Below are 12,312 nucleotides of genomic sequence, written 5' to 3' on the forward strand. Positions count from 1 at the left end.
CCCCCCCCCCCCCCCCCCCCCCCCCCCCCCCCCCCCCCCCCCCCCCCCCCCCCCCCCCCCCCCCCCCCCCCCCCCCCCCCCCCCCCCCCCCACGCACACGGAGAGCGGACGGCGCTCGGTGCCCGATGCACACGGAGAGCGGACGATGGCCCCGACTGCGCCACTGAGCGTGTTTCCCCCCAACGCCCATGACACACACCGGCTCGCAGCCCCGTACGTCCCCGGACTGATCACCGTGATGGGCCGCGCACACCTCCCGGGCGGTGACGGTACGGACGCACCCGGCGAGGACACCTGGCGGTCCGTCATGTCACGCGGCGAACTGCGGCGCGCCGACGCCTTCCGCTTCGACGCGGACCGCCGGCAGTTCCAGTACACCCGGTGGATGCTGCGCACCGAGCTCTCCCGGATCGCCCCCGTCGCGCCGCAGGACTGGGAGTTCGTCCTCTCGCAGCACGGCAAGCCCGCGATCCATCCCCGGTTCGGGCTGGACGTCGAGTTCAGCCTGTCGCACTCGGGCGGCGTGTGCCTGATCGGCCTCTCCCACGGCCGGCCCGTCGGCCTCGACATCCAGATCTGCAACGCCCTGGACGACCCGGAGAACGTCAGGCGCCTCGTCACGAGGTGCCTCTCACCGGAGGAACGCACCGACGTGCAGCAGCTGGCCGGCCGGGAGCTGCGGGACGCCGTCGTACAACGCTGGACGCTGAAGGAGGCCTACGCCAAGGCAGTGGGCCTCGGCGTGCTCCTGCCGTTCGGCCAGATCGCCTTCCGCCCTGACGGCCACGGAGGGTTCGCGCTGCAGCCGACCGCGCACGTCCCCGACCCCGGCCGGTGGGAGTGCCACGCCCCACAGGCACCGACGGGCTTCCGCATCGGGGTGTGCGTGGCCCGCCACGACCCGGCTCCGGAGGATTCCGTCGGCGCCTCGTAGGCGAGGCGAACCGCGTCAGGGCCGGGCGGCGAGGGCTTCGACCTCGAACAGCACGTCGGGGGTGGCCAGGCTCGCGACACCGATGAGGGTGTGCGTGGGCGGTTTCGTACCCCAGCCCTCCTGCAGGGCCCCGGCGATCGGCCCGAGCTTGCTGACGTCATGGTTCACCACGTACGTCCTGAGCTGGACGACGTGGCTGAGGTCGAGCCCATGGGCGGCGAGAGCGACTTCGATGTTGCGGTACGTCTGCTTCACCTGCTCGGCGAAGTCGGCCGAGACGACCGCGCCGTCCGGGCCGGATCCGTACTGGCCCGCGATGAGCACCAGTTCCGCACCTGCGGGGATGGTGGCGGTGTGGCTGTAGCCGAACGGGACCGGGTCGTGCAGACCGTCCGGATTGACGATGGCGTGCGCCATGTGGATCACCTCTCGTGTGCGATGGTGCTGTGTGCTGCGTGCTGTGTGCTTGCTGGTAAGAAGCCTCGCAACGAATCACGACATCTTGTGTCGTGATTCCCGTAGGGTTTTCGCATGCGCGCCGATCGGTTGGTATCGCTGGTTCTGCTGCTGCGGCAGCACGGCCGGCTGTCCGCGGCCGCGCTGGCCCGGGAGCTCGAGGTGTCCACCCGTACCGTGCTGCGCGACATCGAGGCGCTGTCCGCAGCCGGCGTCCCGGTCTACGCCGAACGCGGCCGGCACGGCGGTTTCGCGCTGCTGCCCGGTTTCCAGACCGAGCTCACCGGACTGAACCACGACGAGGCCCTTGCCCTGCTGGTCGCCGGATCGCGGCGCGGCGCCCAGGCGTTCGGCCTCGGCTCGGCGCTCGCTTCGGCCATGCGCAAGGTGGTTGACGCGCTCCCCGAGAGCCATCGGGCCGCGGCGGCCGGCGCGGCCCGGCGATTGCTCATCGACCCGGAGACCGACCTCCTCTCGCGCCGGGTGGCTGCTGAGGAAGTGCCCGACACCGTGGTGGCCGAGGTCCGGCGGGCGGTTTTCGCCGGACACAAGCTGCGCATCCACTACGCGGCTGTGGACCAGAGCCCGACGTGGCGCACGGTGGACCCGATCGGCCTGGTCACCGTACGCGGCCAGGGCTACTTGCTGGCCACGAAGTCGGGCGCGGACCGCACCTACCGGCTGTCCCGGATGCTGGCCGCCGAGGAACTCGCCGAACCTGCCCAGCGACCGGACCGGGTCGATCTGGACCGGGCCTGGCAGGAGCGCAGCACGCAGTTCCGGACCGGCGGCGACCAAGTCACCGTGCTGGTGCGGGTGAACCCGGCGCGGCGACAGGACCTGGTGGGCACGGCGCTGGCCGTCCTCGCCGAAGAAGCCGAAGGAACCGAAGAAGCCGAAGGAACCGACGGATCCGATGCAGACGGCCGGCTGCGGCTGGAGGTGACCTTCCAGGACCCGGGACACGCGGAATGGGCACTGTGGCAGCTCGCCACGAACGCGGAAGTCCTGGCCCCGCAGTGGTTGCGCAACTCCCTGCGCGACCGCGCCGCCACGATCGCCGCCCGCTACGGATCGTCCCCCTGAGACGGGAAGGCGACGCGAGGCTCCATTCGGGTCGTAGCGGCCGCGGGTGCAGGTGAGGAGCGCGGCAAGAGGGAAGCGGTGCCTGTGATCGTGGCCCTGACCGGTTCGGCGGCGTTCAGCAAGACGGCTGACACCTGCACGCGAGCCAGTCTCCTTCCAGAGCCGTGCTCACCGCCAGGAGGCACCGTTGCCGGGAGAACCGACGGCCTCAGCCGAACTGCGATGGCAGTCCGTGAGCTTCCGTGGACGGACCTCGCGGGAGGGCTGCCGGGGTGCCCTCGGCCCTCGGTCAGTGGCTCTGGCACATCGAGCGCAGCCGGTCGGCCACGTCGTACACGTTCAGGCGCAGTGCTCGGATGTCGGTGATGAGGTCCCGCCACGGTTCGAATTCGGTGTCCACGTCTTTGCCGGAGGCCCTGATGTAGGCCACGGCAACGCCGTAGCCGAAATACTCGTTCCTGGCGGGCAGCGGGCGCAGCAGCACGATCTGCTCGAGCAGCGCTGCGGCCCGCCAGTACGCGTCGGGCTCGTCGTTCGCGAGCGCAGCCCGCAAGCGCGAGCTGGGCCCCGTGCTGGACAACATCACCGTCCCGGTGCGGTACGTGCAGACCGGCCCGACCAGCGGACTGACGATCAGCCAGGCAACGCTCCCGGCGACCGGGCGCGGCCCGCCGAGACCGTCGTCCTATTGTTGGCCGATGTGCGCACACCACATTGACCGCCCAGCTGATCTCGACGTGGTCCGGGAGTCCTATGACCGCGTGGCCGACAACTACGCCCACATGGTGGTGACGACGGGGATCGGCGACATCCGCTGCCACCCATGGCTCAAGGCATCGATCGACGCCTTCGCTGACACCGTGAGCGAACTCGGGCCCGTCCTCGACGTCGGCTGCGGGCCCGGAACGGTGACCGCCTACCTCACCGAACGCGGACTCGACGTGTCCGGAGTCGATCTCTCACCCCGCATGATCGAAAACGCGCGCCGTCTTCATCCGCAATGCCGCTTCAGCGTCGCCTCTGCCACCGACCTCGGCCTTGGCGAGGCGTCTCTCGGCGGCGTACTCGGGTGGTGGTCCCTGTTCAATCTCCCCCGCGATGTCCTTCCTCAGGTCCTCGCCCAGTTCACGCGCGCCCTGAAGCCAGGCGGACACTTCATCACCGCAACACACGTCGGCGACGAAGACGCGGTGCGCACCGAGGCCTACGGAGGCGTACCCGTCCGCTGGACGACGTACAAATGGCGGCCGGAACAGCTCGTGGACCTGATCGAGCAGGCCGGACTGCGCCCGGTCGCCGAACTTCGGCTCCCTGCAGACGAGCAGAGCGGGCCGGGTCTGGTCGTCATGGCCAAGCGTCCCGACTGAGGACCCGGCGCCGGGCCGACGAGTCCGCGGCCCAGGCAGACCACGACCGGGCCGCGCTGTAAGGAGCAGCGGCGGCCGCCGCGGTCGCCACAATCGCCTCCGAGGTCGGCCGGATCCTCGACACCGCTGCGGCAGAGGCGGGCGTGGCCCCGGAGGACGCTCATCGCCGTGGTACGGGTCGTGCCGCCCTCCCCCGATCTCTAGCCCTGCGGATGGGGAGCGGTCGTCAGCACGCTGACGAATAGCACACGGAACGGAGATGAGGCCCGGGAGTTCGGCGAGACTGTCGATCCGGAACGTCGGCAGCGTCCGGGCCTCGCCCGATCCGGCCGATCTCAGGTTGATCACTTGGTGACGTGGCCTCCGCCTCCGGATACCGACCCGCGTCGGGCCGGCGCGTATCGGCTACTCACGGGGAGGTGAGTACGTGCGCTCTGCCGCATGGCCAGGGCCGGCCGCGAGGCTTGGGTCATGCGCCAGACACGACTGAACCCCGCTCCCTGCCTGCTGTTCCTCATACCGGTTGCGGCATGGGCCGCCTGGCTGGGCTGGGACCAGCACCGTGACGTGCACCCCGACGGCTCGGTGAGCGGCCCGTACGAGGCCTGGCAGGTGATCGGGCTGGTGCTGACCCTGCTGGCACCGGTGTACTGGGCGTCCCGGCGCCAGGTCGCGGGCACCGTGCTCGGCACCACGGCCGGCCTGACCGTCGCCGCCTACTACGACTGGTCTGACGACGCCAGCGGCCTCTTCATGATCGGCGTGATCATGGTCATGATGGCAAGCCTCGTGTCGACCTACGCCCTGTCCGCACTGATCACCTCCGTCACGCGGCCCGGACGACGATCCGGCCAGGGGCCGGCCGGAGCCTGACACCGTACGCCGACCGGCGTGGCCCGGGCCTCGAGACCCTCGGCCCGCACCGGTGCCAGACCCGGTGAACCTGGTCCCGGCCGGGATGCGGACCTGCCGACCGGGCCGCATCTTGTAGGCATGGCCGTACGGAAGCCGAACGAGCCGCCACCGGGCTGGGGGCTGCGCCCGCCGACGTCGGACGGAGGCGGCGGCTGGGGCCGGCCCCCGTCGCAGGGACGCGGGAGGTCCAGTACGTGCCTGCTCGTGACGCTGGGCATCGTCGGCGGGATCGCACTGCTCGTGATCATCGGGATCATCCTGGTGCTGGGCTTGATCGACGACCCGCGCCGGACCGGCCCTGAAAGCGGGCCCAGGGGTGACGTGAAGATCACAGCGTGCCAAGTGGATCCGACAACGAACTGGCCGCATGCCGACCTGACCGTCACCAACCGCAGCAGCAAGCCCAGCAGCTACTTCATCCGCGTCGAGTTCACCACCGCCACCGGCACGCGCGTCGCGGAAGCGGTCGCCTCCATCAGCGTGCTCGCCCCGGACCGAGTGGCCAAGGATCGCGCGCAGAGTCTGAGTACGGTCGAGTCTCCGGTCACATGCAACGTGACCGACGTGACCAGGTTCGCCTCGTAGCGAGGGTCGCGAAGGCGGGCGCGAGCGCATACGGGCGGCGGAACCGCGTGGCCTTCGCGGGCAGCTCGGCCTCGGTGAGCGACCGAAGCGACCCAGTCCTCGAAGTGGTGGCGCGTTTGGCTCGGCGGGCCTCGTCCGACGCCCGCGGCCTGATCACACGTCACCCGATCCACAACTCTTGACAACTGCTCAGGTTCCTGACTGCAGTGGCACTGCACCACTCCCCCGAACGGCACCGCACCCCGAAGGGAGCGATCAGCGCATGCCCGATCCCGAGAGCGCGGGACACGACCACGACGTCGTCATCAGCGGAGCCGGCCTCGCCGGCAGTGCAGCGGCGATCTTGCTGGCTCGACGCGGTGTCCGCGTCGCACTGCTGGAACGCCGCGAGGGTGACCGGGCTGGGGTTGCCGTCGGTGTCCAGCAGGGGCTCGGTGATGCCGTCGTCGGTACGGCGCACGTAGTAGCGGCCCTTGGTGACCGCGGCCATCAGCGGGGTACGACGAAGGCGATGACGGCTGCGGCCACGGGCGAGTACGGCTGGAGGGTGTCGCCGAGGAGGTGGAAGTACATCGCGATCGACAGACCGGAGGCGGCGACGAAGGCCACGACGCCGACCGGATTGACCGCGTGGAGCATGCCCCGGCGGAACTCCGGCTGGAGCGGTGACAGCTTCAGCACGTACTTGTTGACGCCGATGTCCGCGGCCACGGTGACGACCCAGGCGATCGCACAGTTCGAGTAGAAGCCCAGGATGCTGTTGAGGAAGCCGAACATGTCGGCTTCCATCAGGGCGAGCGCGAAGGCTGGAGTCGATGGTCGACGGACGATCAAGCGATCGTGCAGCGAGCGGATCTCCTACCGCTGGTAGTGCCTCCATCCGCTCCGTTTGGCGGGTGCGGGTGGCGTCGCGGCGGGGGAGCCGCGGTCACAGTTGTGTGCGAATCAGGCCTGATGGCTCTTCGCCTTCTGCCGGGCGTAGTAAGCGCGGGCGCGGTTGCGGTCGCCGCAGTCCTTCGTGTTGCACCAGCGGCGGTTTCGTCGCGGTGACGTGTCGAGGTAGACCCAGCCGCACTTGGCGTCTTCGCATTGGTGGAGGCGGTCGAGCCCGTCGCGCTGGGTGAGAGCGACGAGCCCGCGGACGATGCGATTGCGGGGCAGGCAGAGGTCGAGGTCCCGGTCTTGCCATTGCCAGCGGTCGCCTGCGCGGACCAGGTCGGCTGCGGCGATCGCCGCCCGGTACATGCTCGCGAGGTCTGCGGCGGCCTCGGGGTCGTTGCCGAAGAGAGCCCCGTAGGCCCTCTCTCGCGCTTCGATGACCCGTTCCCGTTCCCGCTCGGCCCGGGCGCCGTCCCCGTCGGCGAGGTCGAGCAAGGCTGCGGCCTCATCCGCGCTGATCAGGTCGGATTCCATGCACCAGTCGACGACGTCGGAGAACGTTTTCAGGGCCTCAACGCGTTCGGGCCCGCCGAGCCGCCAGGCAACGGTGTTCACCAGGTCGAGCATGCGGTCACCCGCGATGTGGCCGAACCTCACCATCAGCTCCTCTCGCCGGCAAAGGCGCTCGCACCCACAAGACGGCTCTCACGGGCAAATGCATTATTGCATGTGAGGTGATCTTCTTGGCATCATTCCCAATCAGCCAATCACCCATGAGATCACCGCCAGGGAGCCCGCTCATGCCTGCCGCCACCCTCAGACCGTTCACCGCACTGTGGGCCTCCCAAGCGTCCTCGAACCTTGCCGACGGCGTACTGCAGGCAGCCGCACCGCTGCTCGTCGCCACACTGACGCGTGACCCGCTCGTGGTGGCGGGCATGACGGTGGCGCAGTTCCTGCCCTGGCTGCTCGCCACCCTTCCCGCCGGCGCAATGGCCGACCGCATGGACAGACGCCGGATACTCGTCCTCGGCAACTGGCTGCGCGCGGCGGGGTTCGCGCTGCTCGCCCTCGCCATGGCCAACGGGTGGCATCACGTCGTACTTCTCTACGCCGCGGTGTTCATTGCGGGCTGCGCCGAAACGATGGTCGACAACGCCGCCCTGGCCGTCCCGCCCCGCCTCCTGCCCCGCGAGAAGCTCGAGCGCGCCAACGGCAGGCTCTTCGCAACCCAGTCCGTCATCAACACGTTCATCGGTCCGCCTGCCGGCGCGGCGTTGTTCGCGCTGGCGGCATCGGCGGCCTTCTACACCGGCGCCGCCGCGTTCGCCCTCGCCGGCCTGGCAGCCCTGCTACTGCCCGCGCTGCGCCCCACCGGCAACGAACACGAACACCGCCGCTCGAACCCGACCACCATCACCCAGGACATCCGCTCCGGATGGACCCACTTCTGGCGCCACACCCTGCTCCGCCGAGTCGCGTTCATCTCGGCAGCAATCAACTTCTTCAGCGCGGCCACCGGCGGAGTCCTCGTCCTGCTGATCACCGGCCCGTACGAACTGCCCATGTCGAGTTACGGCCTGTTCGTCGCCGTTCCCGCCGCCGGCGCGATCGCCGGCTCACTGCTCGCCGAACACATCGTGCCCCGCATCGGCGGCGGCCCCACCACCTGGCTCGCCGCCCTCGCCCCGGCCGCCGGCTACGCCGTCCTCGGACTGGGCCGCAACACACCCCTGGCCCTGGCCGCCATGTTCGGCGCCGCTCTTGCCACCTCACTGAACCAGATCGTCGTCAGCACCCTGCGGCAGGCAGCAGTCCCCGACGAACTCCTCGGCCGCGTCACCGCCGCCTACCGCCTGATCGTCCTGGGCGTCTTCCCCCTCGGAGCCCTCGCCGGCGGCCTGATCGGACGCAGCCTGGGGATCCGCGCCACGTTCGTCGCCGCAGCCATCGGACTCACCCTCGCCGCGATCCCACTAGCCTCCCGGGTCACCACCCAAGGCCTCCGCGACGCGGAAACAACCCCCTCGCTCCCGCTCCCGGTTCAAACCGGTCCCACTGACACCGACAGCCAGGCCTGACCTGGAGCGGCGTCGGGCCACCCGGGCGGAGGCCCGGGACTTTGCGCGGTGGATGGCGACTCAGATCGGTCAACGGCGCACCCGATAGCGCAGGTGAAGCACCCGGTTGCCCTGAATCACCACGTCGGGGTCCTCCAACAGGTGCTGCGCGTGGACCGACCCGAAGTAGCGCTTGCCGGACCCGAACACGACGGGTACGACGTCCATGCGCACCTCGTCGATCAGGCCCGCGGCAAGCACCTGGCCACCGACGTCGCCGGCGGCGACCTCGACCGTGCGGTCACCCGCAAGCTCCTGCGCCTTGGCCACGGCTGCCTCGACGCCGTCGACGAAGTGAAACGGCGCCTCGGGGTCCCAGCCCTCGGGCATCGGCCGGTGCGACACGACGACCACGTGGTCGATCCCGCCCGGAGGCTTCCCGTCCCAGCCGTCCGTCAGGTCGAAGACGTGGCGGCCGACGATCGTGACTCCGATCTGGTCCCAGTACGGCCTGGTGTAGTCGTAGGACGTCTGCGACACCTTCAGCTCGCCGCTCTCGTCCAGCGGGACGTCACCGCTGGACAACCAGTCGAACAGTGGTCCGGGCTGGTCATTCTCGTCCGCGACGAAGCCGTCCACCGACACCGAGCTGTACATGACCACCTTGCCCACGGGCTCTCCTCTGCTCTGGGAAGCTTGGCCCCTGTCCTCCGAGCGCGAGCGCCCACCAGGGGACGGGTGGTCTCAGCGCCAGTCGTCGATCACATAGGCGTCGGGGTGGCTGTAACCGGGCTCGTTGGGCCGGTGCATCGTGACGCCCTGCATCCACGTGCGGAATCCGCAGTCGATCATGCGCCGATAGGCATCCGGGCGGCCCAGGTTCATCCCGGCGTCCAGCTGACTCAGCCCGCGCTCGGCCGCCAGTTGCTCACATGCGTCGAGCAGTCGCTCGAAGCGGTCGGCGGCCTCCGGGCCAGGGCGTACGGTGCCGAATTTGACGAAGCACACGTCCTCGCCGGCCTCCGATCCGGCTCCGCAGTGGCAGACGGCCAGGCCATCGAGCTCGGAGCCGCCGCCCTGGAGGAGGATGGTGTCGCCGAGTCCCTGCGTGTGCACGGCGACGATCTCGCGTTCCAGGTCCAGGCCCTCGTACACGGCTCCGGTCAGTGCGCGACAGGCACTGAGGCACGCGGGCTGCTCGGCGGCAGGCAGTTCGCTGTACACCACCCGGCCGGGGACCGCGGAGCTGCCCGCGACTTGCTTCTTCATGACGGCCGTGAGGAATCGGGGCCAGAAGCCGTACTTGCGGTAGAGCTCGAGGTGCTTGGGACTGTGCGAGAAGGTGAACAGGCCCAGGTGGCGGTTCCCCCAGGTGTCGAAGCAGTCCATGACCGGATCCATGAGGAGCTTGCCGACGCCCTGGTCCCACAGGTCCGGACGCACGGTCAACGGTCCGAAGAACCCGACGCTGCCCCAGTTGGCGGCGAAGTTCGATCCGGCCAGTTCACCCTCGATCGTCGCCGCGAAGGCCGCGTGCGGATCGGCCGCCCAGCGTGTGCGGACGTAATCGGCGGTCCCGAAGAACGTCTTCGGCTCGGGGAGCCCGAGGAACGTCCCGAAGGCGATCCGGAAGATCTCATCGGCCTGATCCAGGTCCGCCTCGGCCAACGGGCGGACCGACACCGGGCCCGCGTCGGTTTTCCGCTCCGCTGCCGGTGAGGTCATCGCTTTCTCCTTCTCGGACCCCCGTTTTCATCACACCACGAGCAGCACCGCATGGCGATGCGAAGGGCCCGCCGACAGCGGAGGCCGCTGACCAGGCCCGATTGCCTTGACTCCCCGCCCGTGAGCTCTCGAACCCGGAGGGTGATCCGGGTAGTGCGTTCCAGCGCTTTCGCCCGGTCCGCCTGCAGGGACGCCCGGGTGACTGCCGCGGCGGGTGCCCGACCTCTGAAGCCGGCGAAGGGGCGACGGCCGGGGCATCGCTTTGTATGCGTGCCGTGCCGGTAGGCGTACGGGAAGATCCTCGACCTGTCGAAGGGCTGCATCCTGGTGACCGGGATGGCATCCGCCTCGGCCCGGGCAGGAGCAGAGAGGTCGGGGAGGGTCCGCGCCCACTCTTCGTGGCGGCTGGAGAGCGAACTGGATGTGAGGGAGCCGGTCGTACTGACGGGGGCGTGAGGATGCACGCAGGCCCCGCCGGATCCGTGGATCCGGCGGGGCCTGCGCCTCCGGCGTGCGCTGCGTTCGCCGACTACTCGAACGTCACGGTGAAGCGCTTCGAGGGCCCGTTGGCCTCGTCCCGCTTCTGGACGTCGAGCAGGAGGTCACGGAGCTGCTCGAAGGGGATGTCGCCCAGGACGGCACGGCTGACCTCCGCGTCCTTCCAGACGACCTGCACGGGGCGTTCGACGTCCGTGGTCAGCCGGTCCCACAGGGCGTCCAGGTTCGACCCGTAGTACGGGCCGAAGTCGAGCGCCCGGTCCAGGACCCTGTGGACGTCCTTCTCGGTACGGATGTCCGCGCCTTCGATCACGACCCTCATGGGGCCTCACCTCCAGTTGGGCAGCAGGTAGAAGGTTTCGTAGTGGTCGAAGGTGACGTAAGCGAGGCCGTCGTTCGACCAGACGAGTCGGGTGCCCGGCTGCTTCGACCGCTTCATCTCATTGGTGAGGCCCAGGTCCGCTTCGAAGTACACGCGGCCAGGATAGTCGGGCAGCTGCCCCTTCTTGTTCTCCCAGATGTCGCCGCCTATCTGGGCGTCCTTCAAGTGGTTGCCGAGGGCCTTGCCCTCTTCCCAACCAGCGGCCTTGGCCTGGTCCTTCGTGACGTAGTGAGAGGGCAGCTTGCCGGTCTTCTGCAGGCTCTCGATCAGCGGGTTGGCCATCTCCGCGGTCTTGAGGGCCGCGCCGAACAGCTTGCAGGTGGAGTTGTGCGACAGGACCGGGGCGTTGCCCGCCAGCACGTAGTACGTGTGGATGTCGGCGACGGTGAGGTTGTACACGCGCATCTGCTGGGTCCAGGCGCGGACCGAGACGAGCTCCTTGAGGGCGCCGTCGGGGGTGCGCAGTGTGTCGCCGGCCTTGAGGTCGGCGGCGTCCACCCAGGCCTTCCGGTTGGCCGCCCAGAAGGGGTGGCCGTCGGTCGCGGTGACCGTGCCGGTGGCGTTGCCCGCGGCGCCGTCGGTGTCGACGGTCAGCGTGCGCAGGGACTTCTGCCCCTCGCCGGTGATCAGGCGGGTGACCGCGCGGGAGCCGGTCGTGCCGGTGGCCGGGTCGGTGGCCAGGACCCGGTCACCCTCGCGGACGTCCTTGATCTGCTTGTACGTTCCGTCGCCCATCAGGACCGGGGTGGCCGGCACGAAGCTGTTGCCGGGGTCCGGGCACGGCGGGTTCTTGCGGAACTTGTCCAGGATCTCCTGGCTCTTCTCCATGAACTTCTTCGCCGCGGCGGACTTGTCCAGGAAGTCGTTCAGACCGCCGACGATCTTGACGAGGGCCTTGGTGATGGCCGGGGTGGCCTTGATCACCTGGACGGCCTTGCCCCACGGGAGGGCGCCGACCACGGTCCAGAAGCAGGCTTCGAAGTCACCCTCGGTGAAGCACTTCTTGATGTCCTCGAAGAGGAGGTCGACGATGATCTCGCCGCCGTTCTCCATCAGGAAGTCGAGGACGTCCTTGTCGGCGAGGGCGCGGAGCTTCTCGAACTCCTCGGGGGAAATGCCGCCGGCCTTGAGGGCCTCGATCTCCCACGGGGTCAAACTCGGGGTGTTGCCCTTCTCCTGCGCCTCCTTGGCCGCGGCCTCGCGGGCCTTGCGGTCCTGCTCGCGCTGCCACTCCTCGGCCTTGGTCGCGGCCTCGTCGGCCTCACGCGCGTACGTGTTGGCGTTCTTGGCGGCGGCTTCGGCGGACTTGGCGTGGCCTTCGGCGGAGTCGGCGAACTTGCCGGCGTCCGCGGCGTCCTTCTCCGCCTGGGCGGCTGCGCCCCGGGCGACGCTGGCCTCGTTCTCGGCGAGGGTGGCGGCGCTGTT

13 protein-coding genes and 2 pseudogenes are annotated in these 12,312 nt (G+C 69.6%); 7 read left to right on the forward strand and 8 right to left on the reverse strand.

Going from position 1 to position 12,312, the window contains the following annotated elements; genetic code table 11:
- Window positions 1-145 precede the first annotated feature (145 nt).
- Window positions 146-934, forward strand: coding sequence for a 4'-phosphopantetheinyl transferase family protein (locus ACZ7H1_RS36865; RefSeq protein WP_470792805.1), 789 nt, complete (start codon window positions 146-148; stop codon window positions 932-934).
- A 15-nt stretch (window positions 935-949) separates the two neighbouring features.
- Here ACZ7H1_RS36865 and ACZ7H1_RS36870 read toward each other — a convergent pair whose 3' ends face one another.
- Complete coding sequence (locus ACZ7H1_RS36870) at window positions 950-1,351, reverse strand: RidA family protein (protein WP_470792807.1); 402 nt, start codon at window positions 1,349-1,351, stop codon at window positions 950-952.
- Window positions 1,352-1,465: 114 nt separating this feature from the next.
- Here ACZ7H1_RS36870 and ACZ7H1_RS36875 point away from each other — a divergent pair, with 114 nt between their 5' ends.
- Window positions 1,466-2,476, forward strand: coding sequence for a helix-turn-helix transcriptional regulator (locus tag ACZ7H1_RS36875; protein ID WP_470792808.1), 1,011 nt, complete (start codon window positions 1,466-1,468; stop codon window positions 2,474-2,476).
- A gap of 289 nt (window positions 2,477-2,765) precedes the next feature.
- On the opposite strand, the gene ACZ7H1_RS36880 is transcribed toward ACZ7H1_RS36875, so the two are convergent.
- Entirely contained in the window at window positions 2,766-3,029 is a 264-nt protein-coding gene (locus ACZ7H1_RS36880; protein WP_470792809.1) for a hypothetical protein, read from the reverse strand.
- A gap of 145 nt (window positions 3,030-3,174) precedes the next feature.
- Here ACZ7H1_RS36880 and ACZ7H1_RS36885 point away from each other — a divergent pair, with 145 nt between their 5' ends.
- The 4 genes and pseudogenes from ACZ7H1_RS36885 to ACZ7H1_RS36900 form a co-directional block, all read left to right on the forward strand.
- Entirely contained in the window at window positions 3,175-3,843 is a 669-nt protein-coding gene (locus ACZ7H1_RS36885; protein WP_470792823.1) for a class I SAM-dependent methyltransferase, read from the forward strand.
- A 471-nt stretch (window positions 3,844-4,314) separates the two neighbouring features.
- Entirely contained in the window at window positions 4,315-4,716 is a 402-nt protein-coding gene (locus tag ACZ7H1_RS36890; RefSeq protein ID WP_470792810.1) for a hypothetical protein, read from the forward strand.
- Between the two features lie 246 nt (window positions 4,717-4,962).
- A complete protein-coding gene (locus tag ACZ7H1_RS36895; RefSeq protein ID WP_470792811.1) occupies window positions 4,963-5,343 on the forward strand; it encodes a hypothetical protein in 381 nt (126 codons plus the stop codon).
- A gap of 262 nt (window positions 5,344-5,605) precedes the next feature.
- Window positions 5,606-5,698, forward strand: a pseudogene (locus ACZ7H1_RS36900) (hypothetical protein); the annotation flags it as partial.
- Window positions 5,699-5,733: 35 nt separating this feature from the next.
- Here ACZ7H1_RS36900 and ACZ7H1_RS36905 read toward each other — a convergent pair.
- Window positions 5,734-6,147 (reverse strand): annotated as a pseudogene (locus ACZ7H1_RS36905) (allantoin permease); the annotation flags it as partial.
- Window positions 6,148-6,288: 141 nt separating this feature from the next.
- Complete coding sequence (locus ACZ7H1_RS36910) at window positions 6,289-6,849, reverse strand: CGNR zinc finger domain-containing protein (protein WP_470792813.1); 561 nt, start codon at window positions 6,847-6,849, stop codon at window positions 6,289-6,291.
- Between the two features lie 173 nt (window positions 6,850-7,022).
- Between ACZ7H1_RS36910 and ACZ7H1_RS36915 the strand changes: the two genes are divergently transcribed.
- Complete coding sequence (locus ACZ7H1_RS36915) at window positions 7,023-8,303, forward strand: MFS transporter (RefSeq protein WP_470792815.1); 1,281 nt, start codon at window positions 7,023-7,025, stop codon at window positions 8,301-8,303.
- A gap of 69 nt (window positions 8,304-8,372) precedes the next feature.
- Here the strand turns inward: ACZ7H1_RS36915 and ACZ7H1_RS36920 are convergent, their stop codons facing one another.
- The 4 genes from ACZ7H1_RS36920 to ACZ7H1_RS36935 form a co-directional block, all read right to left on the reverse strand.
- Window positions 8,373-8,954, reverse strand: a complete 582-nt coding sequence (locus ACZ7H1_RS36920; RefSeq protein ID WP_470792817.1) for a dihydrofolate reductase family protein — start codon at window positions 8,952-8,954, stop codon at window positions 8,373-8,375.
- A gap of 72 nt (window positions 8,955-9,026) precedes the next feature.
- A complete protein-coding gene (locus ACZ7H1_RS36925) occupies window positions 9,027-10,007 on the reverse strand; it encodes a GNAT family N-acetyltransferase (RefSeq protein ID WP_470792818.1) in 981 nt (326 codons plus the stop codon).
- A gap of 529 nt (window positions 10,008-10,536) precedes the next feature.
- Complete coding sequence (locus ACZ7H1_RS36930; protein WP_470792820.1) at window positions 10,537-10,827, reverse strand: barstar family protein; 291 nt, start codon at window positions 10,825-10,827, stop codon at window positions 10,537-10,539.
- A gap of 6 nt (window positions 10,828-10,833) precedes the next feature.
- The coding region (locus tag ACZ7H1_RS36935; protein ID WP_470792821.1) for a polymorphic toxin-type HINT domain-containing protein at window positions 10,834-12,312 on the reverse strand (1,479 nt) is incomplete at its 5' end.

It is taken from the genome of Streptomyces sp. NPDC037401, assembly GCF_055602345.1.